This is a genomic window from Lentzea sp. NPDC005914 (assembly GCF_040629405.1).
Taxonomy (GTDB): Bacteria; Actinomycetota; Actinomycetes; order Mycobacteriales; family Pseudonocardiaceae; genus Lentzea.
This window is the reverse complement of record NZ_JBEXVQ010000015.1, coordinates 47,875-71,431: the sequence shown is the minus strand read 5'-3', so window position 1 is coordinate 71,431 and position 23,557 is coordinate 47,875. Positions and strand designations below refer to the sequence as shown.

Sequence of the window (23,557 nt, the reverse complement as noted above, 5' to 3'; positions counted from 1 at the left end):
TCGCCGCGCCGATCGCACCAGGTGAACTAGCCCAGCCGTTCCACCACGAAGGCGGCCAGGAAGCCGGCGGTGGTGCACAGGCCGGTGTAGAGGCGGGCGCGTTCGTAGGCCTCGGGGATCATCGTGTCCGCGATCATCGCCAGGATCGCCCCCGCGGCGACGGCCGTGATCACCGCGATGAGCTGCGGGGAGGCATTGTCGAGCAGCAGGTTGCCCAGCGCGGCCGCGACACCGCTGGCCACCGCGATCCCACCCCACGCCCCGAACACGTACCGCGCGCCGCGGCCCGCCTGCTTCATGCCGGCGACGCTGGACAGTCCCTCCGGGATGTTGGAGATGAGCACCGCGGCCAGCATCGTCACCCCGATCCCGCCGCCGCCCAGCAGCGAGACGCCGAGCACGACCGACTCGGGCACCCCGTCGAGCAGCGCTCCGACCGCGATGGCCGTGCCACTGCCCGCCTGGTCCTGTTCGGTCGGCTGGTTGGCACTGCGCTTGCGATGCCGCGCCCCGTACCGCGCGAGCAGGACGTTGGCCAGCACGTAGATCACCGCGCCACCCACGAACCCCGCCGACGTGGCGAGCAGACCGCCCTGCTTCTCGGCCTCGTCGACCAGCTCGAACGCCGCCGCGGCGGTCAGCACCCCCGCGCCGAACGCCATCACGACGGCGACCACGTCACGGGGGACCTTGACGAACCAGGCGACGAGAGCGCCCACCACGAGCGCCCCGCCGCCTGCCAGTCCCCACAGCCCTGCTTCAACCCATTGAGGCACGCCCTACATCTTCGCGAAGAACACCTTCAGGTCGCTCGCCAGGAGCTCCGGCGAGTCGTGCCCGGAGTAGTGGCCGCCGGTCTCGAACTCCGACCAGTGCACCAGGTTCTGGTGGTCGCGCTCGGCGAAGCGGCGGATGGTCTGGAAGTCGTCGGGGAAGATCGCCACCCCGATCGGCACGGTCGTCGGCTCGCTGGGGACGTCCTCGCGGTGCGCGTCCTCGTAGTACAGCCGCGCCGACGAGCCCGCCGTGTTGGTGAACCAGTAGATCGACACGTTGGCCAGCAGGAAGTCCTTGGTGACCGCGGGCTCGCCCATCAGCTGCATCGTCCACGCGAGCTGCCCGACAGGGGAGTCCGCGAGCCCGAACGCCACGTTCTGCGGCCGCGCCTGCTGCAGCTTGGAGTAGCCGGACATGTTCTCCCAGAAGTTCTGCAACACCCCGAGCCGCCGGTAGTCGTCCTCGGTCAGCCCCTCCATCTCGGCCGGATCACCCGAGGGGAACGAGAAGATCTGCGTGACGTGCACCCCGGCCGCGTGCTCCGGGTCCACCCGGCCGACCTCAGGCGCGATGATCGCCCCGGCGTCGTTGCCGTGCACCCCGTACCGCTCGTAGCCCAGCCGCGCCATCAGTTCCGCGAACGCCTTCGCGATGCGCCCGGAGTGCCAGCCCGTCTCGACCGTCGGCCCGGAGAACCCGAAGCCCGGGATCGAGGGGATGACCAGGTGGAACTCGTCGCGCAGGTGCTCGATGACGTCCACGAACTCCATGACCGAGCCCGGCCAGCCGTGGATCATCAGCAACGGCAGCGCGTCCGGGTTCGTGCTGCGGACGTGCAGGAAGTGAACGTTCGTGCCGTCGATCTCGGTGACGAACTGCGGGAACGCGTTGAGCGTGCGCTCCACCGCCCGCCAGTCGAAGTCCTCGGCCCAGTACCGGGCCATCTCCTGCACGTCCGCGACGTCGTCCCCGTACGTCGAACCCGCGCCGGGCACCTGGTCCGTCCACCGCGTCCGCCCCAGCCGGAGCTTCAGCTCGTCGACGTCCGCCTCGTCAACCGCGATGTGGAATTCCCTGATCTCCGTCATAACCCCGAGGTTATTGCCCATTGTGGACACCTCCTGTCCTAAAGTCCTCGTCCATGTTGGAAACTTCGGCACGGCTGCTCCGCCTGCTCGCCCTGCTGCAGTCCCGCCGCGACTGGCAAGGCTCCGAGCTCGCCGACGAACTGCAGATCAGCCCGCGCACCGTGCGCCGCGACGTCGACCGGCTGCGCGAGCTCGGCTACCCGGTCAACGCCACCACCGGCAGCTTCGGCGGCTACCGCCTGGGCGCCGGCGCCGAACTGCCCCCACTGCTGCTCGACGACAACGAGGCCGTCGCCGTCGCCGCCGCCCTGCGCACCAACGCCGTCACGGGCCTGGAAGAGGTCTCCCTGCGCGCCCTGCTCAAACTCGAACAGGTCCTTCCCTCACGCCTGCGCCACCGCGTGTCCGCACTGCAGCTCGTCGAGTCCGTCCCCAGGGACTCGGCCGCGCCGGCCGTCGACGCGGAACTGCTGTCCACCCTCGCTGCCGCCTGCCGCGACAGCGAGACCATCCGCTTCGACTACAACGCCCACGATGGCACTCCCTCACGCCGCCGTGTGCAACCGCACCGCCTGGTCAACTGGGGCCGCCGCTGGTACCTGGTCGCCTGGGACGACGACAAACAAGACTGGCGCAGCTTCCGCGTCGACCGCATCACCCAGCCCGTACCACCCCACGGCCCGCGCTTCACCCCGCGCGAGTTCGACGCCACCACCTACGTAGCGTCCCGGGTGACCTCCGCAGCCTGGCGCTTCCAGGCCCGCGTCCTGGTCCGCGCCCCGGCCTCGGCCGTCGCCGCCCGCATCAACGCGGCCATCGGCACCGTGGAAGCGGTAGACGATTCGTCGTGTGTTCTCGTGACCGGCGCCGACTCCGTCGAAACGCTCGCCGTGTGGATCGGCATGCTCGGCTTCGACTTCGAGGTCACCTCACCGCCGGAACTGGTCGCCCACGTTCGCACCCTTGCGGCCCGCTACGGCCGCGCCGTACAAGACTGAGCATGGCCATCACCGGACGGGACATCGAGCGCCTGCTCTACAGCGAGACCTTGGACCCGATCCTGGTGGTGCACAACGGCACAACCGAGATCGTCGCGGCCGCCGAACTCGGCGGCTTCACTGGCGCGGTCGTGGTGTGCTCACGCAGCGAGATCTTGCGGCGGGTGGGGGAGCGAGACCTCAGTGAGGCCGATCTGGCCGCAATAGCTTCAAGTCTGACGGCGGCCACTCAAGACCCAACTCAGCAGCAGCCGCCATGGCCCGCTTGACCAGGTCCGGCCGTCCTCCCAGCTTGCCCCGCGACGTCTGTTGCAGCACCTCGGCGACATCCGGGGAAAACTTCTGGGCGGAGAAGTCGAAGCCTCGCTCGTGCAGCCGCAACCACGCCTCCACCATGGGGATGGTCACCCAGCCGACTCCGAAGGAACCCACGAGGTTCAGCATCGCCGCGTCATCACCCCCCTTGCCGAGGCGTTCGAACACGCTGTCGAGGAACTGCCAACCGTCCTCATGGCTGGACTTCCCCAACCTGCGCAACGCAGGCAGACACCTCTCGATCGGTGCGGCCAGCAACTCGATCAGCGCCGCGGACCGCTCGATGCTGTACTCCGAGACCAGCGGGGCCAGTGTGTCCCGCAACGTCACGGCGACCTCGTCCAACGTCACGTACGGCTCCGCCATCAACAACCACTCGGTGTGCGCTTCGCGGATGTGGCTGTTCAGGCCAACCGAGAAGTGCCGGTCGGCGTCGCTCGAGACCCAGAAGCACCGCACAACACTGGACCATTCGCCCGACGAGAGCCGGGACTTCCAGAACAACGCCTCCCGCTGCCAGTCCTCGACGCTCACCTTCAGGTCAGGCGCGTAGACCTTGTCGCGCAACACCAGCGCCAAGACGACGAGGTTCAGCGAATAGGTCGCATCCCTCGCCGAGTCGGTCATCACGTTGGGCTCGTACACACCACGTGACAGCCGCCGCTCGTTCCGGGCCCCGAACAACCTCACCACGAGGTCGAACAGCTCCTCCCGGTCCGACGCCCTGGCGAACTCCGCCAGGAACTCCAGTACCGGCTTGCTCGTGGTGAGTGCCGTGAACGACAGCACCGAGTACAGCTCCGTGTCGTCCACAGTGGACTTGCGACGCGACCGGGCAGCGTCTTCGCGGCGCAGGTCGTCCAGCCGGTCCCACACGAACCGCGCCACCAGGTACTCGCCGAACGTGGCATGCAGAAACTCGTAGGTCCGCAGCTTCGTGTTGTCCTCACGCACCGCCTCCGTCTTCTGCACGAAGAAGAAGCGCCCCAGCACCGTCTCACTGGCCGACAACGGCGTACGGGTGCCCACCCGCCGATCCGGGGACTCGACGCCGAGCAACTGGGCGAGGTCTGAGGTCACCTCGTGCTCCGCGACCCACTGCACGCCACGGTTGAACATCGCCAGCGCCACCACCGACAACCGTTCCAGCTCGAACTCGACGTCCCCGTCGGGATCGCTCTTGCCCACCTCACGCCGCGCGAACCGGTCCAGCAGCCGCTCGTACAACTGGCCGCGGCTCATGCTGACGTGATCACGCTGGAACGAGCTGTCGACCGCGTCGTACAAGGCCAGCATCAGCAACAACAGCGGCTGCGATGCGAGATCGGGGTACTGCAGCGCTGTCTCGGCGGGCAGGGGAGTGTTAACCGCATTCCACACATCCAGCCACGCCCGGACCTGCTCCTCGGAGAACGGCACCAGCCGCACCACATGCGTGCTCTGGGGCAGCTCGAGCCCGGCACACACACTCAGCCGACTCGTCACCACGAACACGGCCGGCCTGCCCATGTCCTGCAGCGTCTGCTGGAACTCCGCGATCACCGTGAGGTACCGCGTCTGGCTCACCCCGGTCGCCTGCAACAGCTCGTCGAACCCGTCCAGCACCACCACCGGCAGCGCCCCACCGGTGTTGCGCGAGAACTCGGCCCAGCTCACCGGCTCGTGCAACAGCGTGTGGAGGCCGTGTTCGATCTGGCGCATCAGATCGGCGTCCGCGGGAGTGTTCCGCAGCTCGACCCGCACCACGGCGAAGTCCGACGCGGGCAACCGAGCCGCCAGCATCTCGGTCAGCACCGACTTGCCCGAACCGGGATCGCCCAGCACCAGCAAAGGGGCGGACAGCGCGACCGGCGACGTCAGGTAGCCGGCCAGAAAGGCGGAGAGATCCTCGCGGGGCTCCAGGCCGTCCCACCACGCGAGCAGGGACGGCGCTCCCGGCCGTTCGGTGCCGGTCACCACCTGGAACCGCGGATCGATGTAGGCCTGCGCCAGACTCGGGATCCGCACACCCTCCGGCACCTCGGTCGACTTCACCAACGGCCGCCGCAGGGCACCCCGGTACGCGCCGGCCAGTTCCGCCAGCCGCGTCTGCGGTGTCAGGTCCGTCGTCGTGTCCCGCAGCACGTCTTCCAGCCGCGCCAACGCCTGTCGCGTCACCCGCGCGTCGTGGGTCGCGCACCAGAACCTGATCTCGGGATACTCGGCCGCGAGCTGACCGAGCAGCTCCTCGTACCGCTCGACCGCCCGCTGCGGCGCGAGGGTCCTGGCAGCGTGCTCCAGCCGGTCCTGCGCTGTCTCGTTCAGGCTGTCCCACGCGGCCAGGCCTGTCAGTGCCTCGAACAGCACACTTCCGAGCTTGCGGTAGAGGATCACGAGCTCGGCCAGGTTGTCCTCGTGAGGAAGGACGACCGACGGCAGGGGCAGATCGAGCTCCCACGGATTGAACTGCGCGACAAGATCCCGGTCTCGAACCGTCACCTTCACGCCGACCTGCTGTTCCTCGAACGCCTCGAAGAACGCGGTCATCACCAGGACCGCGTGTGCGGCGTGGAGTTGCTGCGTGCGGGTGTGACGACTGACGTTGCGGCGCTTGGCGGAGACCTTGGAGATCAGCTCGTTGCTGAGCTTGATGAAGTCCGGCTTGGCGTCGAACAGGTCCAGCACCTGCCACAGCCCCAACGAACCCGCGAGCAGCGCGCCGTTCAGCAGCTTGTCCATGGCGGCGACGGTCGGGTGCTCGCGGCCGCCGAGGATCTTCACGGCCTCGTTGTAGCTGTAGGTCTTTCGCACCCGAAGTGTCTACCTGATGGCTGGTGAAGTCAGCCGGAGAACAACACCAAAAGACCAATGGTGATCAGCACGACCGGCAACGCGATGTGGCCCCACTTCGCCAGCGCGCGGGCGACGACCTGGCGGGAGGCGAGGAACCAGCCTGCCAGGCACCACACGCCCACCAGGACCAGGAACACCGCCACGTAGACCCACAGCGAGTCGGCGACGGTGAAGACCGGGACGTAGACGCCGATGTTGTCGCCGCCGTTGGCCAGCGTCACGCCCGCCACGGCCAGGACACCTGGGGCGGCGTCCGGTACGTCGTCGTCGCCGTTGTTGCGCCACAGCGACCACGCGGCCTTGAGACCGAGCGCGAGGGGGATGAGGCCGAGCCACGGGCGGAACTGCTCGGGGAGCAGTGAGGCGCCGAGCGCGCCGACCACCGCTACGGCCAGGATGCCCGCGAAGCCCAGGTACTGGCCCGCGACCACCTGCCAGGCCGAGCGGGCGCGGGCGAAGAACAACGCCAGGATCACCAGGTCGTCGACGTTCGTCACCGCGAACATGCCCGCCGCCTGTCCGACCACCCCAAGATCCACGCCGGCATTCTCCAGGACGAGGAAGCGGATAGAGAATCCGGATGTGTGCTAGCGTCGAACCCCATAAGTGGATCGGCTATCCGGATTGAGGTTGTCATGGCACGCAGGGCAGTGGTCACCGCGGGAACCGGTGGCATCGGGCTGGAGACAGCGCTCGGACTCGCCAAGGCCGGCTACGCGGTCACGGTCGTCGGACGCAACGCCGACCGGGGTGCGCAGGCCGTCGAGAAGATCAACGCTAGGGGAGGGGAGCCCGCTCGGTTCCTGCAGGCCGACCTCTCCTCGCTCGACGAGGTGAAGGCGCTCGGCGAGCGCATCGCGAACGAGGGCGAACTGGCCGTGCTGGTCAACAACGTCGGCGCGATGTTCGCGGACCGCGCCGAGTTCGGCGGAGTGGAGGCGACCTTCGTGGTCAACCACCTGTCGCCCGCGCTCCTGACCGAACTGCTGCTCCCAGCCCTGACCGCCGGAGCACCCAGCCGCGTCGTCAACGTGTCCACCGGAGCCGTCGCACTGGCCAAGAAGGTCTTCGACCACGTCGAGCCGCCCGGCGGGTACTACGGCTTCCACTGGTACGGACGCGCCAAGCTCGCGAACCTCGCCCACACCCTCGACCTCGCCGAGCGGCTGCGGGACAGGGGAGTGGCCGTGTTCGCGGCCGACCCCGGAGGCGCCGACACCACCATGACCGACGGCACGATGCGCAAGTCCAAGATCGTCTCGCCGGCCCTCCGGCTGATGTGGCCCCTCGTGCGCCGCAAGTTCGAACGCGCCACCTCCGGCCCGGCCTCGCAGGCCGCCCGCTCGTCGATCGTGGCCGCCACGGACGACACCCTCACCACCGGGCAGCTGATCGGCGTCCGAGGAACACCCGTGCCACCCGTCAAAGCAGCCACCGACCCCCGCGTCATCACCGCCGTGCGCAGGCTCACCGAACAACACCTGCAGCTCAGCCACGTTCCGGATGGCGTATCCAATTAAAATGGAGGCATGACGCCGCTGCGAAAGGACGCCGCCCGCAACTGGGACCGCATCCTCACCGTCGCCAGAGAGCTCGTGGACGAAGGCACCCCACTGCAGCTCAACGACGTCGCACGCCGCGCAGGACTGGGCGTCGGCACGGTCTACCGGCACTTCCCGACCCCCGAAGCGCTCCTCGAGACCGTCGCCACGCCCTGCCTGCAGACCATCGCCGACCACGGCCGCAAAGCCCTCGAAGACGACGACCCCTGGCACGCCTTCGCCGACTTCCTCACCCGGCTCGTCGAAGCCCAGGTCAGCGACCCCGCACTCGCCAAAATCGCCGCCACCGCCGAAGACACCCTGCCGCACACCACCGAACTCAAGCAGCAGATCATCACCACCGGCACCGAACTGCTCGCCCGCGCCCGCGCGGCCGGGGCAGTACGCGAAGACCTCGACGACGGCGACCTCGTCCCACTCATCTGCGGCGTCGCCTACGCCACCTACGTCCACAGCGACACCCCAGCCGACCGGATCCCCACCGCCCGCCGCTACCTCGACACCCTCCTACGAGGCCTGCGCGCCTGACCGCGGCGGACCAGCAGCCACGAACGCCCGCAACGCGTCGAGATCCCGCGTGCCACCATCGGTGAACATCCACGTCACCCCGGCGTCCTCGTACTCCTTCACCTCCTCCGGCAACGAACCGCCCCAGATCGCCACGTCACAGTCGGCCGGCCCACCCGACGCCACGAAATCCGCCTTCATCCGCGCCGCATCGCCGGGGGAGAGCACCACGAGCTCGCCGTCCACGAACGTCGCGGGAACCACCCCGGCCCCGTGCTCCGCCGCACGGAACGGAATCGACCGCGGCCAGTTCCCGCCGATCCACACCGGCACCTCCACCGGCGCGAACCGCACCCCCGACACCTGGAACAAATCGCCCTGGTGGTCGACCGGCTCACCCGACAACAAGGCGCGCAGCAGCTCGACACCCTCCGACAACGCCTCCGCACGCGACACCCGCTCACCGAACGGCACGAAGTCGTCCGGCACTCCGGCACCGACCCCCAGCACCAACCGGCCACCCGACAACCGCTGCACCGTCGACGCCTCGAGCGCCACCTTCCACGGACGCCGACGCCCCAGCGACGTCACCATCGGCCCCAGCCGAATCGACGACGTCCGCGCCGCCACCGCACCCAACGTCACCCACACATCGGCAAGAACGGTCTCATCCGGCCGGACCACGTGATCCCACAGGAAGAAACCGTCCCACCCCGCCTCCTCCGCGGCCACACCGAGCGACACCAGCACCGAAGGATCACCGAGCGACGCACCAAAGTTCGGAACATAGATCGCAAACCTCATGCCCCGAGTGTCGCAAGCACCCCCGACAAGATCGTTCTAACGCGGCGGACCAGCGGAAACGTACGACCGAAGCTCCTCGAGCGACGCCTTCCACCCATCGAGCAACAACCACGTCGCCCCGGCATCCGCATACTCCGACACCGCCGAAGCCGACGGCCGCGCCCCACCACCCCAGATCGCCAGATCCCCGTCAGCAGGCCCACCCGCCGCGACGAAATCAGCCTTCATCCGTGCGGCCTGCTCCGGCGACGCCACCGCGAACCCACCAGACCCGTCCTGAATGATCGGGAACAACCCCGACGCGTGCGACGCAGCCAGAAAAGGCACCTTCCGCGGCCAGATCCCCGACGTCCACACCGGCACCTCCACCGGCGCGAACTGCACGCCGGACACGTCGAACACCTCCCCGTGATGCTCAACAGGCTTGCCGGACAACAACTTCTGAACGACCTCGACGCCCTCTGTCATCCGCGCCGCCCGCGACTTCGCATCCGAAGCCTCACCGAACGACGTGTAATCCCGCGGCACACCCATGCCCACCCCGAGCACCAGCCGCCCACCCGACAACCGCTGCAACGTCGACGCCTCCAGCGCCAGCTTCCACGGACGACGCCGGGGGACAGGCGTGATCATCGGCCCCAGAGTGATCGACGACGTCCGCGCCGCCACCGCACCCAACGTCACCCACGGATCAGCCACCAGAGGCTGAGCCACCACGTGATCCCACATGAAAAACCCGTCCCACCCGGCCGCCTCCGCTTCGACAGCCAGAGAACACAACACCGCGGGATCACCGTAAGTGTCGCCATAACAGGGCACGTAGATCGCAAAACGCATGCGGGGGAGTCTGCCTCACGGCCCCACACCTGTCGCACCGTCGATCTGCTCCCGCACGATGTCCGCATGCCCCGCGTGCCGAGCCGTCTCACTCAGCACATGCACCAACACGTTGAACAACATCACGTCCGGACGCGGCCACCACGGCACATGACCAGGCGAATCCACCGCCAGCGCGCCGATCGTCGCATCAGAGTGCGCCCACGCGCGCCGATAACGACCAACGATGTCCTCACGCGACTCATCCTCGGCGGCGAACATGTCCTTGCCCCGCGCCGCCAGGTCGTCCCACCGCGGCAACGGCTCCGGAAACTGCCGCCCGAACACCTCGCCGAAGTACCGCGACTCCGTCAACGTCAGATGCTTCACCAACCCCAGCAGGTTCGTGCCACTCGCGGTGAGCGGACGGCGGATGTCGGCATCGGACAGACCGTCCAGCTTCCACAGCATCACCTCACGCAGCTCACGCAGATCGCTGTGCAGGTACGCCTTGGCGAATTCATCGATCATGACCTTGAAGACGATCCAGCAGCGGTCAGGTTCCATCAGGGCCGTATCGCCACGGTGACGGAAGTGCGCGCGCACTCGAGCAGAAGCACCGGAGTGACTGAGCCAAGGCCTCGTGGAGAACACCCCACGCGACGCAGGAAGCCGAACCGACGTCCGGCGTCCGAGTGGAGTACGCGCGTCAGAAACGCGATGCCGGACCGAACGCCGTCCACAGCGAGGCCAGGAGAGGCCTTCCGGGAGACCCAGATCCACGTTACTTGACATAATGTAGATTATCGGCGAAACGGCGACCTGCGAAGATCGTCTCAGAAGGGGCTGAAACGCCGCTGTTGGCGCGTCTGCAAGCTCAGTCAGCGGGCAGGCTGACCGTCCTTGCAGACGCCACAACATCTCTACACCGGCGATGTCGGAGCGCGGTCGACACCGACGACTCGTCAGTGAGACGTACGTAGCGCCGCGCCATTACGCTCACGATCCCCGGCAAGTGACGCCACCTGGTCCAGCGCCCGACGAACTCAGGCGAAACGGACATTTGATGCATAATCGCCATTATCCAGCACGGAACGCGGAATTGTCGGTGCCGTGCGGTACAAGATCCATATGCACGTGCTCGCCGCCCAGGACGCCTTCTTCCTCGCTCGCCGGACGCGCAAGGACTCGCCGCACACAACCGCGGCCTACCAGCGCGATCTCGCCGGCGTGAACACACTCCTGGCCGAGGCGCTCCGCTCCCCTGTCGAGGACCTCCACACGAGCCAGCTCACCGGCCGCAACCTCCGCCAGGCCTTCGGGGTCTTCGCCGACACCCACGCCAAGAGCTCCGTGCTGCGGGCCTGGTCGACCTGGAACCAGTTCCTCACGTTCTGCGTGGCCGAGGACCTGATCGCCGGCAACCCGATGGGCGCCGTCGCCCGCCCCAAGACCCCTCCGCTGGTGCCCAAGCCGCTGCGAGGTGAGGACACCCCCGAGCAGCTGCTCACGGCGGCGAAGGAAGGTGTGCGGAAGGGGCGTGACCCGTGGCCCGAGCGGGATGTGCTGGTCATCGCGCTGGGTCTGGTCGCGGGTCTCAGGAGTGCTGAGATGCGCACGCTGACGCTGGCGAGCGTGGTCGGCCGGGAGGGTGATCAGCGGCTGCACGTGAAGGGCAAGGGCAACCGGGACCGGAGTGTTCCGATCGAGCCGCCGATGGAGCGGATCGTCGACGCGTACCTGAAGAGTTGCAGGCAGCGGTTTCCGCAGGGTCGTTTCGATCGTGAGAGTGCGCTGCTCAGGGACCGTCATGGCGAGCCGATCGGCAGGGGTGGCCTGGAGTATCTGGTGAAGTCGTGTTTCCGGTGGGCGGGGTTGAACGACAGGGTGCCGACGGGCGCGAATCTGCACGCGTTGAGGCACACGTTCGCGACGAGGCTGGCCGAGGACGGGGCGAGTGCCAGCGAGATCATGGCGTTGCTGGGGCACGCGAGTCTGGCGACGAGTCAGAACTACATCGAGGCGACGGCGCGGGAGCGGCGTGCGGCTGTGGCGAGCAATCGGACGTACCGGGCGCTCAAAGACATCTGAGCGGTGTTCCGCTGACATCTAGCGGTGCTCCACTGCGGCACGGCACGCTCTGATCAGGCACCGGAAGCCGGGGGTCGCTCAGTTGCCGGATCGTTAGGCCAAGTGGGTGACCTGATAGTGCGAAAACCGCATTTCAGGGGTACCCAATGAGAATGAGATCCGTGTGGCGTGGGGCCATCTCCTTCGGGTTGGTGACGATCGCCGTGCGCCTCTACACGGCTGTCGAGGAGCACGACTTCCGTTTCAACCAGGTGCACCGGGAGGACGGCGGGCGCATCAAGTACAAGCGCGTCTGTTCGGTGTGCGGCAACGAGGTGGAGTACGGCGACATCACCAAGGGCTATGAGCTGGACGACGGCCGGATGGTGATCATGGAGAACGAGGACTTCGACAAGTTGCCGGTGAAGACCGACAAGTCGATCGACGTTCTGGAGTTCGTGCCCGCGGAGGAGATCGATCCGATCTACTTCCAGAAGACGTACTACCTGGAGCCGGACAAGGCGGCTGCGCGGCCGTATGTGCTGCTCAGGGACGCGCTGGTGAAGACGGGTCAGCTGGCGGTCGTGAAGATCACGATCCGGCAGAAAGAGACACTCGCGACGATCCGGGCGCGTGATGACGTGCTGGTGATGCACACGATGTTGTGGCCGGACGAGATCCGCAAGGCGGAGTTCGACTTCCTGGACCAGAACGTCGAGGTGCGGCCGCAGGAGCTGAAGATGGCGACGTCGCTGGTGGAGTCGATGGCCGGGGACTTCGATCCGGACACGTTCACCGATGACTACCGGGACGCGCTGGAGAAGGTCATCGCGGCGAAGGCGGAGGGTGCGGAACTCCCGGAGCAGCCCGAGGCCGAGGAGAAGGGCGATGTCATCGATCTGATGACGGCTCTGGAGCGCAGCGTGGAGAAGGCGAAGGCCGGGCGTAAGAGCACGAAGAAGGCTCCTCCGAAGAAGAAGGCTTCGTCGGCGTAGATGGCCGGGCTCGACGAGTACCGGCGCAAGCGGGATCCGGGGAAGACTCCGGAGCCCGTGCCTGCTGTTGCTGACGAGCTGCCGCACGGCAACAACGACACTTTTGTGATTCAGGAGCATCACGCGAGCAGCCTGCATTGGGATGTGCGGCTGGAACGCGATGGTGTGCTGGTGTCGTGGGCGGTGCCGAAGGGTCTGCCGCCCACGACGGACGTGATCCGGCTGGCGGTGCACACCGAGGATCACCCGCTGGAGTACGCGGAGTTCTCCGGGGAGATCCCGAAGGGTGAGTACGGCGGCGGCGAGATGGTGATCTGGGATCGCGGCCGGTACGAGACGGTGAAGTGGTCGGACCGCGAGGTCGACGTGATCTTGCACGGTCATCGGGTCGAGGGTCAGTTCGTGTTCTTCCGGTCGGGCACCGACGGCAAGAACTGGATGATGAAGCGCCGGCACGCTCCGGCGCGTCCGGACTGGAAGACGCTGCCTGAGCAGCTCAAGCCGATGCTGGCCACGCCCGGTCCCCTCCCCCAGGACGATGATGATCTTTGGGCGTACGAGTTCAAGTGGGACGGCGTCCGCGCGATCCTGCGCGTGGAGGGCGGGCGCGTGCAGGCCTGGTCGCGCCTGGGCAACGACATCACCGTCGCGTACCCCGAACTGCAGGGCGTCGGTGAGCAGCTCGGTTCGACCGAGGCGCTGCTCGACGGTGAGATCGTCGCGTTGCAGAACGGCAGGCCGAGTTTCAGCGCGTTGCAGAACCGGATGCACGTGAGCAAGTCGGAGGCCGCGCGCAGGGCGGCTCGTCAGTACCCGATCACCCTCCTGCTGTTCGATCTCCTGCACCTGGACGGCCGCTCGATGCTGCAGCTGCCCTTTCGGCAACGCCGTGAGCTGCTGCGGGAGCTCGAGCTGAAGGGCCCGAACTGGCTCACTCCCCCGTCTTATGACTCCGATGGAGCGGCGGTGCTGGCCGCGAGCCGGGAGCAGGGTTTGGAGGGGGTGGTGGCGAAACGGCTGGATTCGGCCTATCAGCCGGGTGTGCGCTCGCCGGTGTGGCGCAAGATCACCGACCTGATGGCGCAGGAGGTGGTGATCGGCGGCTGGCGGATGGGTGAAGGCAAGCGGGCGGGTGTGGTGGGGGCGTTGCTGCTGGGTATTCCGCAGGGCGGCGGGCTGGCGTTCGCCGGTTCGGTGGGGACGGGGTTCAACGACGCGGAGCTGGCGGTGCTGACGCCGCGGCTCAGGGCGTTGGCGCGCAAGTCGTCGCCGTTCGTGACCGAGATGCCGAGGGAACGGTCGAAGGGTGCGTTGTGGGTGGAGCCGGAGCTGGTGGCGGAGGTGGTGTTCCGGCAGTGGACGCCGGACGGGCGGATGCGGTTTCCGGCGTGGCGCGGGTTGCGGCCGGACAAGTCGCCCGGGGAGGTGAGTCGCGTTGAGCAGTGATGCGACTGTGCGGGTCGAGGACCGGGTGTTGAAGCTGACGAACCTGGACAAGGTGTTGTATCCGGAGTTCGGGTTCACCAAGAGCGAGGTGATCGACTACTACACGCGGATCTCCCCTGTGTTGCTCCCGCATCTGAAGGACCGTCCGGTCACGCTCAAGCGCTACCCGAACGGTGTGGACGGGAAGTGGTTCTTCGAGAAGAACGCGCCGGAGCACCGTCCGGACTGGGTGCGGACGATGCGGCTGGAGTCGCCGGGCAGTTCGAAGGGCAACGAGACGGTCAACTACGTGATGGTCGACGAGTTGGCGACGTTGGTGTGGCTGGCGAACCTGGCGGCGCTGGAGTTGCACGTGCCGCAGTGGACGGTGGGGCCGCGCGGGGGCAAGCGGGATCCGGATCTGCTGGTGTTCGACCTGGATCCGGGTGCGCCGGCGTCGATCGTGGAGTGTTGCCGGGTCGCTGAGCAGGTGCGGATGGTGCTGGACGACGACGGTGTGGACTCGTGGGCGAAGACGTCGGGCAACAAGGGCATGCAGGTGTACGCCTACGCGCCGGCGAAGGACACCTCCGAGTACGCCAAGGAGGTCGCGCAGCGGCTGGCGAAGGAGCATCCGAAGCTGATCGTGGCGACGATGGCGAAGGCGCAGCGGACCGGGAAGGTGTTCATCGACTGGTCGCAGAACAACACGGCGAAGACGACGGTGGCGCCGTACTCGCTGCGGGCGCGGGAGCGCCCGGCGGTGTCGACGCCGATCACGTGGGACGAGGTCGAGGAGTGCCAGGTCGCCGAGGAGCTGGTGTTCACGGCGGACGAGGTGCTGGAGCGGGTCGAGTCGGCGGGTGACCTGTTCGGTGGTTGATATTCTGGCCGACTGCCTATCTCTGGGGACGTCATGAACATCGAACTTGCCGACTACGACTCTGCCTGGCCGGGCCTCTACGAGCGGGAACGCGAACGGATTCTGGCCGCGCTACCGGGTGCCGAGCTGGAGCACGTGGGGTCGACGTCGGTGCCGGGCCTGTGTGCGAAGCCGGTGATCGACCTGTTGCTGGTGGTGGACGATGCCGCGGGCGAGTCGTATGTGCCCGCGTTGGAGGCCGCTGGGTATCGGGTGACCGTGCGGGAGGACGACTGGCATCACCACCGGATCCTCAAGGGCCCGGACACGAACATCAACCTGCACGTCTTTCCGCGCGGGTGTGCGCAGGTGCGGCGGCATCTGATCTTCCGGGACTGGTTGCGCGACAACGACTCCGACCGCGAGCTGTACGCGCGGGCGAAGCGGGACCTGTCGGCGCGGGAGTGGGAGCGGGTGCAGGACTACGCGGCCGCGAAGACCGAGGTGGTGCTGGAGATCCTCGAGCGTGCCTACGTGACGTGGCGGGCGGAGCCGGAGGACGTGGAGTTCGTGACGCAGGATCCGCCGCACGACGGGCCGATCGTGTTGCGGGAGTACGACCCGGTGTGGCCGCAGTGGTACGCGGCGGAGGAGGCGAAGATCCGGGCGGCGCTGGGTGAGGTGGTCGTGCGGCTGGAGCACGTCGGGTCGACGTCGGTGCCGGGGCTGGTCGCGAAGCCGGTGATCGACATCCTGCTGGTGGTGCCGGATTCGGGCGACGAGGACGCCTATGCGCCGGCGTTGGTGGGGGCGGGTTACTACCTGCGGTTGCGGGAGCATTCCTGGCACGGGCACCGGTTGCTGAAGAGCACGGTGCCGGACGTGAACCTGCACGTCTTCTCCCCCGCGAGTGAGGAGGTCGATCGGATGCTGGCGTTCCGCGACCGGCTGCGCACGCACCCACGGGACCGCGAGGAGTACGAGCGGACGAAGCGCGCGTTGGCGGCGCGGCCGTGGAACCGGGTGCAGGACTACGCGGCCGCGAAGACACGGGTGGTGGAGCGGATCATCCTGCGGGCGCTGAGCTGAACCGGCGGCGGTAGGCGGAGGGGGTCAGTCCGGTCTCGCGGCGCATCAACGCCCGGAGGTTGGCGGCGGTGCCGAGTCCGGTGCGGCGAGCGACGACGTCGAAGCGCTGCTCCCCCAGTTCGATCAGGCGGCAGGCGAGGGTGACGCGTTCGCCGGTGAGCCACGCCAGTGGTGTGGTGCCGAGCTGGGCCTGGAAGCGGCGGTGCAGGGTCGCGGGGCTCACCGCGGCCTGCGCCGCGAGGTCGGCGACGGTCAGCGCGGTGTCGAGATGTTGCTGGGCCCAGGCCATCACGGGGGCCAGCGACTCGTCGGGCAGGTCGGGTACGGGGCGTTCGACGAACTGGCGTTGCCCGCCGTCGCGGTGGGCGGCGAACACGAGCCGCCTCGACACCGCGTTGGCGATCTCGGCGCCGTGGTCGCGGCGGACGATGTGCAGGCCGAGGTCGAGGGCGGCGGCGCTGCCGGCGGCGGTGAGGATGTCGCCGTCGTCGACGAACAGCACGTCCGGTTCCAGGTGGACCTTCGGGAAGCGGGTCCGGAACTCGTCTGCCCACTGCCAGTGCGCGGTGGCGCGGCGGCCGTCGAGGACTCCCGCCTCGGCGAGGGTGAAGGCGCCGCTGCAGAAGCCGACGAGGCGGGTGCCGCGGGCGTGGGCGCGGCGGATGGCGTCGAGGACGGCGGGGCGGCGGGGTGCTTCGACGTTGGGCCGGTTGGGGACGATCAGGGTGTCGGCGGTGTCCGCGGCGTCGAGGGTGGCGACGCCGGTGAGGGTGAAGAAGCCGTCGCGCATGAGGGTGTCGGGCTGGGGTGCGCAGAGCCGGAAGTCGTAGAGGTCGGGGCCGATCTCGGGGCGGTGCAGGCCGAAGACCTCGGTGGCGCAGCCGAGCTCGAACGGGTTGGAGTTCTCATCCACGATCACGACGACCCGGTGCGAGGATTCTTGCGACATGTGCGATTCCTAGCACTCACGCGTGGTGTGCGCGAGCGGCGAGGCTGGGTCTCGTGAACAACGAACCCATCGCGCTCGACGAGGCCCTGGCCTCGTTCGACGCCCTGTGGAGCCCCCGGATCGTCACGCACGTGAACGACTACGACGTGCGGATCGCCAAGGTCGAGGGCGAGCACGTCTGGCACGTGCACGACAACACCGACGAGTTCTTCCTGGTGCTCGACGGCGAGCTGCGCATCGCGTTGCGGGAGCCTGCCGGGGAACGCACGGTGACGCTGCCGAAGGGCTCGGTGTTCACCGTGCCGCGCGGGATCTTCCACAAGCCGTCCGCGCCTTCTGGTGCCTCGATTCTGCTGGTGGAGCCCACCGGGACGCCGACCGTCGGCGATCGTCACGACGAGGTTCCGGCCCACGTGGACGCGACGATCGGACACGAACTGCACTCCTGAAGTTCGGCGGTGCGGAAGAATCACGCGATGTGAGGTTCGGGGTGCTGGGGCCGGTCGAGGTCCACGACGACGCGGGGACGGTGATCGCCCTGCCCGCACCCCGCCAGCGCGCCCTGCTCGCGATGCTCGCCCTCGACGCCGGCCGGATCGTCGGTCACGCCCGGCTGCTCGACGGTCTCTACGACGAGCCGCCCGCCGGTGCCGCGAACGCCCTGCAGTCCCAGGTGTCCCGGCTGCGCAGGACGATCCCCGGCCTGGTCGTCGAGCACCACCCCGCGGGCTATCGGCTGGCCGCTGGACCGTCCGAAGTGGACGCTCAGCTGTGTGTCGAGCTGCTGGACGCTGGACGTGGTGCGGAGGCGCTCAAACTGTGGCGCGGCACGGCGTTGGCCGACGTCGACGCGCCTTTCGCGGCGGACGCGCGCCGCCGGCTCCGAGAACTGCTCATCACCTGCGCACTGTCCGGCGGGACTGCTGACGACCTCCGGGAAATTCTGGTCGAGGATCCACTGCGGGAGGACGTGCGGGCGGCGTTGATGCGTGCCCTGCACCGCGACGGCCATCAGGCCGAGGCGCTGGAGGTGTTCGAGCGGGGCCGTGCGCTGCTCGCGGACGAGCTCGGCGTCGATCCCTCCCCCGGCCTGGCCGCCGCACACCTGGAGGTGCTCAGGGCCCAGGCACCACACCGGGGCGTTCCGGCACAGCTCACGAGTTTCATCGGGCGCGATGACGACCTGCGGCGCGTGACCAAGTGGCTGCAGGAGAACCGTCTCGTCACACTCATCGGCCCTGGCGGCACGGGCAAGACCCGCCTCGCCGTCGAGGTGGCCCATCGCGAGCCGGGTGAAGTGGCGTTCGTCGACCTGAGCGCCACGACCGACGTCGCACGAGCGCTGCTCGACGGTGTCGGCGTCCGGGAGGCGAGCCTGCTGTCCGCGGGAGCCGTCGGCGGCGAGGACCGGCTCCTGGCCGCGCTGGCCGCGCGCGACGTGCTGCTGATCGTCGACAACTGCGAGCACGTCATCGACGACGCCGCCCGTGTGCTCGGGGCCGTGCTGGCCGCGTGCCCGGACGTCCGGGTGCTCGCGACCAGCCGGGAACCGCTCGGCATCACCGGCGAGACCCTCAGCCCGGTCACCGCGCTCGACGACGACGCCGCCACCAGGCTGTTCCTGGACCGCGCCCAGGCCGTCAAACCCGGCTTCACCGCGGAGCACGAGGTCATCGCGGACGTCTGCCGCCGGTTGGACGGGATCGCGCTCGCCATCGAACTCGCCGCCGCACGTGTCCGGTCGCTCCCGCTCGCCGAGATCGCGGTGCGGCTCGACGACCGGTTCCGGTTGCTGTCCAAGGGAAGCCGCACCGCCGCACCCCGCCATCGCACGCTGCACGCCGTCGTGGAGTGGAGCTGGCACCTGCTCACCGCCGCCGAACGCGACCTGGCCGCGCGGTACACCGTCTTTCACGGCAGCGCGAGCCTGCGGGCGGCGACCGAGGTCACCGAGTCCGATGTGGACGTTCTGACCTCGTTGGTGGACAAGTCGCTCGTAGAGGTCGTTGAAGATCGCTATCGGATGCTCGACACCATCCGGGAGTTCTGCGCGAGTTACGCACCGGACCTCGCCGAGCGCCACGCCCGCTGGTTCCTCGAGCTGGCGCAGCAAGCCGAACCGCACCTGCGCGCCCACGAGCAGATCGAGTGGCTCACGAGGCTCAAGGACGACCACGACAACCTCGTCGCCGCCGTCACGTGGGCCACTGCCCACAACGTCGACCTCGCGCTGGAGCTCGTGGCGGCGCTCGCCACCTACTACTGGTGCCGCGGGCTCCGCACGGAAGCCGCTCTACAGGCAGAAGCCGTCCTGCACGCGTGCGGCGAGACCGCGCCGCACGGGCGGGAGCAGGAGTACGCGTTGTGCCTGCTGATCGCGTGGCCCGTCGCGACCGGTGACCAGACCGCGCGGATCCGCCAGGCCGACGGGCTGCTGGCCACGCTCGACGCGCCGCCGCGCTACCCGATCATGACGATGATGTGGGGCATGGCGCTGGGAGCGCCGGAGGACGAGTCCGAGATCTGGCACCGCCGCAACCGGCTGCTGGGCACCGACCCGTGGAGCGTGGCGCTCGCGATCGTCGGTGACGGCCTGGTCAAACGCATGGAGGGCGATCCGCTGGCGGGCGCGGAGTTGCTGAAGGAGGGTGCCGCGGCGTTCGGGCTGGCGGGTGACCGGTGGGGTGCGGCGCTCGCGTTCAACCAGCTCAGCGAGATCGCCCTCGCGGCAGGCGACACCGCCGACGCCCTCGCGTACATCGAACGCGCGCGGCAGCTGCTCGACGAGCTCGGCGCCACCGAGGACACCGCGGAAGTCGTCGCCGGACGTGCCCACGCGAACCTCGCCGCGGGCGACCTCGCCGCCGCCAAGACCGACTTCGACCTCGCGCTCACCCTCGCCCGCCGCGCCGGAGCGCAGGTCGTGCAGGCAGGTGCTCACCTGGGCCTGGCCGAGCTGGCCAGGCTCACCGGTGACTACGCGGACGCCCGTTCGCACTGCGACCAGGCGTGGGAGCTGACCCCGGGCGGCTGGTACGGGCCGGACGAGATGCGCTGCCACATCGCGCTGGAACGCGGCCGCGTCGCGAAGGACTCGGGCGACCGAGAACAGGCCCGCGAGCACTTCGAGGACGCGCTGCAACGGGCCGCGAGGCAGCGCAACCTCGTAACCGAGACCGCCGTGCGCGCGGAACTCGACGCCCTATCCGCGCCTTGATCCGCCGCCACCACAGCCACGCCGGCAGCCGGCGGTGCGCGATGAACGTCCACAGGTCGTCCTCGGCCACGTCGTTGGGGTGACGGCGCAGCACCTCCAGGCACTCCCGCGACACCACCCCGTGCACCCGTGCCACGTGCGCGAGAGCCGTGGCGCCGTGATTGCGGACCTCGATGCGGTTGTGGTCCAACGCGCGCGCGACGCGTGCCAGCGTCACCCACGGGTCCGGGTACGACAACGACAGGCCGATCACCGAGATGCCGACCATGTCCTCGCCGCGGTCGAACGCCGCGTCGACCTCCTCCGGGCGGTCGGTGCCCATCAGAGCGGAGAAGTCGCGCCAGTTCATGCCCTCACCACGCGTCGCACGATCCAGCAGAAAACGCTGCCTGCCGTCGGAACGCTCCCCCGTGCGCTCCCAGTCCGCCGCCAAGTAGCGCCACACCGCCGCCGTGTCCGCGCGGGAGGTCGAGGCCAGGATCCGGCACAGCTCCAGCACGTGCTCCGGTTCGCTCGCCTCGGCCAGCTCGCCCAGGACTCCCGGCGGGCGGCCCAGGTCGTTCCACGCCAGCCAGGCCAGCGTGGGCACCTCGTCGACGGCCACCCAGCCGTCGGCCCCGCCCCGCCCGATCTCGGCAGGCGTCAGCGAGGCCCGATACCGGGCGTGTTCGATCGGGATCACTTGTCAGACCTGCGGAACCGCGCGCAGCAACGCACGCGTGTAGTCATGAGACGGGTTGAGCAGCACTTGTTCCACCGAGCCTTGTTCAACGATCTTCCCCTGATGCATCACCGCGACCCGATCGGCGATCTGCCACGCCAGTCCGAGGTCGTGCGTGATGATCAATGAAGCAAGGCCCAGCTCACGCCGCAACCGGAGCAGCAGCGCCACGATCTCCCCGCGCACCGAGGCGTCGAGCGAGGCGACGGGCTCGTCGGCCACCAGCAGACGGGGTTGCAGCACCAGTGCGCCGGCGATCACCACCCGCTGCTGCTGACCCCCGGACAGCTCGTGCGGAAGGGCCTCCAGATACAGGCTCGCGGGACGCAGTTCCGCACGTTCGACAGCGGCCGTGACCTGCGATTCCTCGTCGCCGGGAATGCCGTGGACCCGTAGTCCCTCCGCGACCGCGTCGAGCACGGTGTGGCGGGGGTTCAGGGCGCTCGCCGGGTCCTGCAGCACCAGCTGCACCTGCCGCCGGAACGCCTTGAGCGCCTTGCTCTTCCGGGGCACGTCCACACCGTCGAAGATCACCCGACCGGAGGACGGTTTCCGGAGCCCCATTATGGTACGGGCGAGTGTCGTTTTGCCTGATCCGGACTGCCCGACCAACGCCACGATCTCGCCTCGGCCGATCGTCAGGTCCACCCCGTCGACCGCGCGCGTCCGACCGTAGTCCACCGTCAGGTCCCGCACCTCGAGCAACGGCGCGGGCTCCGCGACCGGCTCCACCCACCGGTGCGCGGGGTCGCCGATCACCGGGAAGGCCGCGGTGAGCGCGGCGGTGTGCGGGTGCTGGGGGTTGGCGATGACCGTGCGGGTGGCGCCGCGCTCGACCAGTTCGCCTCGGTGCATCACCGCGAGGTCGTCACAGGTCTCCGCGAGCACCGACAGGTCGTGGCTGATCATCAGCAGGCCCAGGTCCTGCTCGGCGACCAGGCGTTTGAGCACCTTGAGCACCTGCGCCTGCACGACCACGTCCAGCGCGGTCGTCGGCTCGTCGGCGATGACCAGCCTCGGCCCGCACGCCAGGGCCATCGCGATCATGACCCGCTGCTTCTGCCCGCCCGACAGCTCGTGCGGATAAGCGCGCGCCTTCTCTCGCGGCAACTCCACCTGGTCCAGCAGGTCGCCGACGCTGCCGTGCGTGCCGTGCAGGCGCATCGGTTCAGCGATCTGGTCGCCGACGCGCTGCACGGGGTTGAGCGAGTGCATCGCACCCTGGAACACGATCGACGCCGACGCCCACCGCACCGCCCGCAGCCTGCCCCACGACATCGTCCGCACGTCGTCGCCGTCCAGCAGGATCTCGCCCTCGACGCGCGCGGCCGCGGGCAGCAACCGCAGCACCGACATCGCCACCGTCGACTTGCCCGACCCCGACTCGCCCGCGAGCCCGAGCGTCTGACCGGGTGCCAGAGCAAGGCTGACGTCGTTGACGACGCGCTTGGGTCCGTAATGGACGGAGAGGTTCTTCAGTTCCAGCACCGGGTCACCTCTTCGGCGTCACAACAGCTTCGAGGGCGCGCCCGACGAGCGTGAACGCCAGCACCACCACCACGATCGCGACACCCGGCGGCAGCAGGAACCACCACGCCCGCTGCGGCACCGCCCCGTGCAACTGCGCCTGGTGCAGCATCGCGCCCCACGAGATCCGCGTCGGGTCACCCAGCCCGAGAAACGCCAGCGTCGACTCGGCCACGATCGCCGACGCCACCGCCAACGTCGCGTTGACCAGCACCAACGGCACCACCGACGGCAACACGTGCCGCCCGATCACGTGCCAGTGCCCGCCCCCCAGAGCCCGCGCGCGCTCCACGAACGGCCGCGCCTCGATCGTCAGCGTCTGCGCCCGCACCATCCGCGCCGTCGACGGCCAGGCCGTCAGGCCGATCGCCAGCACGATCGTTCCCAGCCCGCGCGGCAGCACCGTCGACAGAGCGATCGCCAGCACGAGCGCCGGAAGCACCAGGAAGAAGTCCGTGACCCGCAGCAACGCACCCGCCACGAGCCCGCCGAAATGTCCGCTCACGATCCCGACGAGCGTGCCGATCCCGACCGCGAGCACCGCCGCCGTCAACCCCACGAACAACGACGTCCCCGCGCCCTGCACCACCAGCAGCGCGACCGACCGCCCGGTGTGGTCGGTGCCCAGCCAGTAGCCGGCGTTCGGGGGCTGCCACGGAGCCGCCGTCACCCGCGTGACGTCCAGGGCGTCCGCGGAGATCAGCAACGGGGCGAGCACGGCCGCGACAGCCGCGAGGACGAGGACCGCGCCCGCGGCCACACCCGCACGGTGGTCGAAGAACCGGTGACGCAGAAGCCCGCCCAGGCCGCCGTCGCCGCGACCAGCCCTGCCCCGGCGTGTACCGAACCCGCTCATGCCGCCGTCACCGCCCCACTCCAGCCAGCCCCGACACGCCCGGACCGCACCGGCCCGGACCCGACCAGCCCTGCCCGGCCAGCACCACTCCAGCCCTCCCAGCCGCGACCTGGGCCGACTGGGCCCCAGTCGGCCGGACCCGACCGG

At 68.9% G+C, this 23,557-nt stretch carries 20 protein-coding genes; 10 read left to right on the top strand and 10 right to left on the bottom strand.

All coding sequences use genetic code 11. The features are described from left to right. Nucleotides 1-26: 26 nt before the first annotated feature. Together ABZ345_RS22075 and ABZ345_RS22070 are read right to left on the bottom strand one after the other, a co-directional pair. Nucleotides 27-776 carry a ZIP family zinc transporter gene (locus ABZ345_RS22075; protein ID WP_359851627.1) on the bottom strand — a complete coding sequence of 250 codons (750 nt, stop codon included), beginning with the start codon at nt 774-776 and terminating at the stop codon, nt 27-29. 3 nt (nt 777-779) lie between these two features. Beyond that, nucleotides 780-1,865 carry an epoxide hydrolase family protein gene (locus ABZ345_RS22070; protein ID WP_359851625.1) on the bottom strand — a complete coding sequence of 362 codons (1,086 nt, stop codon included), beginning with the start codon at nt 1,863-1,865 and terminating at the stop codon, nt 780-782. A 53-nt stretch (nt 1,866-1,918) separates the two neighbouring features. Here ABZ345_RS22070 and ABZ345_RS22065 point away from each other — a divergent pair, with 53 nt between their 5' ends. Then, a complete protein-coding gene (locus tag ABZ345_RS22065) occupies nt 1,919-2,863 on the top strand; it encodes a YafY family protein (RefSeq protein WP_359851622.1) in 945 nt (314 codons plus the stop codon). A gap of 180 nt (nt 2,864-3,043) precedes the next feature. Here ABZ345_RS22065 and ABZ345_RS22060 read toward each other — a convergent pair whose 3' ends face one another. Further along, entirely contained in the window at nt 3,044-5,968 is a 2,925-nt protein-coding gene (locus ABZ345_RS22060; protein ID WP_359851619.1) for an ATP-binding protein, read from the bottom strand. Nucleotides 5,969-5,997: 29 nt separating this feature from the next. Continuing rightward, nucleotides 5,998-6,549, bottom strand: a complete 552-nt coding sequence (locus tag ABZ345_RS22055) for a cadmium resistance transporter (protein WP_359851616.1) — start codon at nt 6,547-6,549, stop codon at nt 5,998-6,000. 96 nt (nt 6,550-6,645) lie between these two features. Between ABZ345_RS22055 and ABZ345_RS22050 the strand changes: the two genes are divergently transcribed. Together ABZ345_RS22050 and ABZ345_RS22045 are read left to right on the top strand one after the other, a co-directional pair. Beyond that, nucleotides 6,646-7,530, top strand: coding sequence for an SDR family NAD(P)-dependent oxidoreductase (locus tag ABZ345_RS22050; protein WP_359851614.1), 885 nt, complete (start codon nt 6,646-6,648; stop codon nt 7,528-7,530). Between the two features lie 9 nt (nt 7,531-7,539). Beyond that, nucleotides 7,540-8,100, top strand: a complete 561-nt coding sequence (locus tag ABZ345_RS22045; RefSeq protein ID WP_359851611.1) for a TetR/AcrR family transcriptional regulator — start codon at nt 7,540-7,542, stop codon at nt 8,098-8,100. Here the strand turns inward: ABZ345_RS22045 and ABZ345_RS22040 are convergent. From ABZ345_RS22040 to ABZ345_RS22030, 3 genes are read right to left on the bottom strand one after another with little or no spacing between them, the layout of a single operon-like run. Continuing rightward, nucleotides 8,080-8,883: an LLM class flavin-dependent oxidoreductase gene (locus ABZ345_RS22040; RefSeq protein ID WP_359851608.1), complete on the bottom strand. Its 804-nt coding sequence runs from the start codon at nt 8,881-8,883 to the stop codon at nt 8,080-8,082. The two genes, ABZ345_RS22045 and ABZ345_RS22040, sit on opposite strands and share 21 nt — an antisense overlap. Nucleotides 8,884-8,919: 36 nt before the next feature. Beyond that, nucleotides 8,920-9,720 carry an LLM class flavin-dependent oxidoreductase gene (locus tag ABZ345_RS22035; protein ID WP_359851605.1) on the bottom strand — a complete coding sequence of 267 codons (801 nt, stop codon included), beginning with the start codon at nt 9,718-9,720 and terminating at the stop codon, nt 8,920-8,922. A gap of 15 nt (nt 9,721-9,735) precedes the next feature. Then, nucleotides 9,736-10,230 (bottom strand): DinB family protein, encoded by a 495-nt coding sequence (locus ABZ345_RS22030; protein ID WP_359852031.1) that lies wholly within the window; start codon nt 10,228-10,230, stop codon nt 9,736-9,738. Nucleotides 10,231-10,812: 582 nt separating this feature from the next. Here ABZ345_RS22030 and ABZ345_RS22025 point away from each other — a divergent pair. The 5 genes from ABZ345_RS22025 to ABZ345_RS22005 all read left to right on the top strand — a co-directional run bounded on the left by ABZ345_RS22025 (nt 10,813) and on the right by ABZ345_RS22005 (nt 16,140). Further along, the gene (locus ABZ345_RS22025) at nt 10,813-11,790 is read left to right on the top strand and encodes a tyrosine-type recombinase/integrase (RefSeq protein ID WP_359851602.1); all 978 of its coding nucleotides are present in this window, start codon (nt 10,813-10,815) and stop codon (nt 11,788-11,790) included. Between the two features lie 146 nt (nt 11,791-11,936). Next, nucleotides 11,937-12,764, top strand: coding sequence for a Ku protein (locus ABZ345_RS22020; protein WP_359851599.1), 828 nt, complete (start codon nt 11,937-11,939; stop codon nt 12,762-12,764). Further along, nucleotides 12,765-14,210 (top strand): non-homologous end-joining DNA ligase, encoded by a 1,446-nt coding sequence (gene ligD, locus ABZ345_RS22015; protein WP_359851596.1) that lies wholly within the window; start codon nt 12,765-12,767, stop codon nt 14,208-14,210. Continuing rightward, nucleotides 14,200-15,072 (top strand): non-homologous end-joining DNA ligase, encoded by an 873-nt coding sequence (ligD, locus tag ABZ345_RS22010; RefSeq protein WP_359851595.1) that lies wholly within the window; start codon nt 14,200-14,202, stop codon nt 15,070-15,072. Before ligD (ABZ345_RS22015) ends, ligD (ABZ345_RS22010) begins: the two co-directional genes overlap by 11 nt. A 33-nt stretch (nt 15,073-15,105) precedes the next feature. Continuing rightward, entirely contained in the window at nt 15,106-16,140 is a 1,035-nt protein-coding gene (locus tag ABZ345_RS22005; RefSeq protein ID WP_359851593.1) for a GrpB family protein, read from the top strand. Here ABZ345_RS22005 and ABZ345_RS22000 read toward each other — a convergent pair. Continuing rightward, nucleotides 16,118-17,089 carry a helix-turn-helix domain-containing protein gene (locus ABZ345_RS22000; RefSeq protein ID WP_359851590.1) on the bottom strand — a complete coding sequence of 324 codons (972 nt, stop codon included), beginning with the start codon at nt 17,087-17,089 and terminating at the stop codon, nt 16,118-16,120. The genes ABZ345_RS22005 and ABZ345_RS22000 overlap by 23 nt on opposite strands. Before the next feature lie 53 nt (nt 17,090-17,142). Here ABZ345_RS22000 and ABZ345_RS21995 point away from each other — a divergent pair, with 53 nt between their 5' ends. Both ABZ345_RS21995 and ABZ345_RS21990 read left to right on the top strand, forming a co-directional pair. Further along, nucleotides 17,143-17,538 carry a cupin domain-containing protein gene (locus ABZ345_RS21995; RefSeq protein ID WP_359851587.1) on the top strand — a complete coding sequence of 132 codons (396 nt, stop codon included), beginning with the start codon at nt 17,143-17,145 and terminating at the stop codon, nt 17,536-17,538. A gap of 29 nt (nt 17,539-17,567) precedes the next feature. Further along, nucleotides 17,568-20,306 carry a BTAD domain-containing putative transcriptional regulator gene (locus ABZ345_RS21990; RefSeq protein WP_359851584.1) on the top strand — a complete coding sequence of 913 codons (2,739 nt, stop codon included), beginning with the start codon at nt 17,568-17,570 and terminating at the stop codon, nt 20,304-20,306. A 685-nt stretch (nt 20,307-20,991) separates the two neighbouring features. Here ABZ345_RS21990 and ABZ345_RS21985 read toward each other — a convergent pair. Both ABZ345_RS21985 and ABZ345_RS21980 read right to left on the bottom strand, forming a co-directional pair. Continuing rightward, nucleotides 20,992-22,515 (bottom strand): ABC transporter ATP-binding protein, encoded by a 1,524-nt coding sequence (locus tag ABZ345_RS21985; RefSeq protein ID WP_359851581.1) that lies wholly within the window; start codon nt 22,513-22,515, stop codon nt 20,992-20,994. A 4-nt stretch (nt 22,516-22,519) separates the two neighbouring features. Continuing rightward, nucleotides 22,520-23,410 (bottom strand): ABC transporter permease, encoded by an 891-nt coding sequence (locus ABZ345_RS21980; RefSeq protein WP_359851579.1) that lies wholly within the window; start codon nt 23,408-23,410, stop codon nt 22,520-22,522. Between the last annotated feature and the right edge of the window lie 147 nt (nt 23,411-23,557).

What these genes read in the sequence shown, in the direction of transcription:
- ABZ345_RS22070 (WP_359851625.1), bottom strand. Translation starts at nt 1,865, where the DNA reads ATGACGGAGATCAGGGAATTCCACATCGCGGTTGACGAGGCGGACGTC.
- ABZ345_RS22065 (WP_359851622.1), top strand. Translation starts at nt 1,919, where the DNA reads ATGTTGGAAACTTCGGCACGGCTGCTCCGCCTGCTCGCCCTGCTGCAG.
- ABZ345_RS22050 (WP_359851614.1), top strand. Translation starts at nt 6,646, where the DNA reads ATGGCACGCAGGGCAGTGGTCACCGCGGGAACCGGTGGCATCGGGCTG.
- ABZ345_RS22045 (WP_359851611.1), top strand. Translation starts at nt 7,540, where the DNA reads ATGACGCCGCTGCGAAAGGACGCCGCCCGCAACTGGGACCGCATCCTC.
- ABZ345_RS22040 (WP_359851608.1), bottom strand. Translation starts at nt 8,883, where the DNA reads ATGAGGTTTGCGATCTATGTTCCGAACTTTGGTGCGTCGCTCGGTGAT.
- ABZ345_RS22035 (WP_359851605.1), bottom strand. Translation starts at nt 9,720, where the DNA reads ATGCGTTTTGCGATCTACGTGCCCTGTTATGGCGACACTTACGGTGAT.
- ABZ345_RS22030 (WP_359852031.1), bottom strand. Translation starts at nt 10,230, where the DNA reads ATGATCGATGAATTCGCCAAGGCGTACCTGCACAGCGATCTGCGTGAG.
- ABZ345_RS22020 (WP_359851599.1), top strand. Translation starts at nt 11,937, where the DNA reads ATGAGAATGAGATCCGTGTGGCGTGGGGCCATCTCCTTCGGGTTGGTG.
- ligD (WP_359851596.1), top strand. Translation starts at nt 12,765, where the DNA reads ATGGCCGGGCTCGACGAGTACCGGCGCAAGCGGGATCCGGGGAAGACT.
- ABZ345_RS22005 (WP_359851593.1), top strand. Translation starts at nt 15,106, where the DNA reads ATGAACATCGAACTTGCCGACTACGACTCTGCCTGGCCGGGCCTCTAC.
- ABZ345_RS22000 (WP_359851590.1), bottom strand. Translation starts at nt 17,089, where the DNA reads ATGTCGCAAGAATCCTCGCACCGGGTCGTCGTGATCGTGGATGAGAAC.
- ABZ345_RS21980 (WP_359851579.1), bottom strand. Translation starts at nt 23,410, where the DNA reads ATGAGCGGGTTCGGTACACGCCGGGGCAGGGCTGGTCGCGGCGACGGC.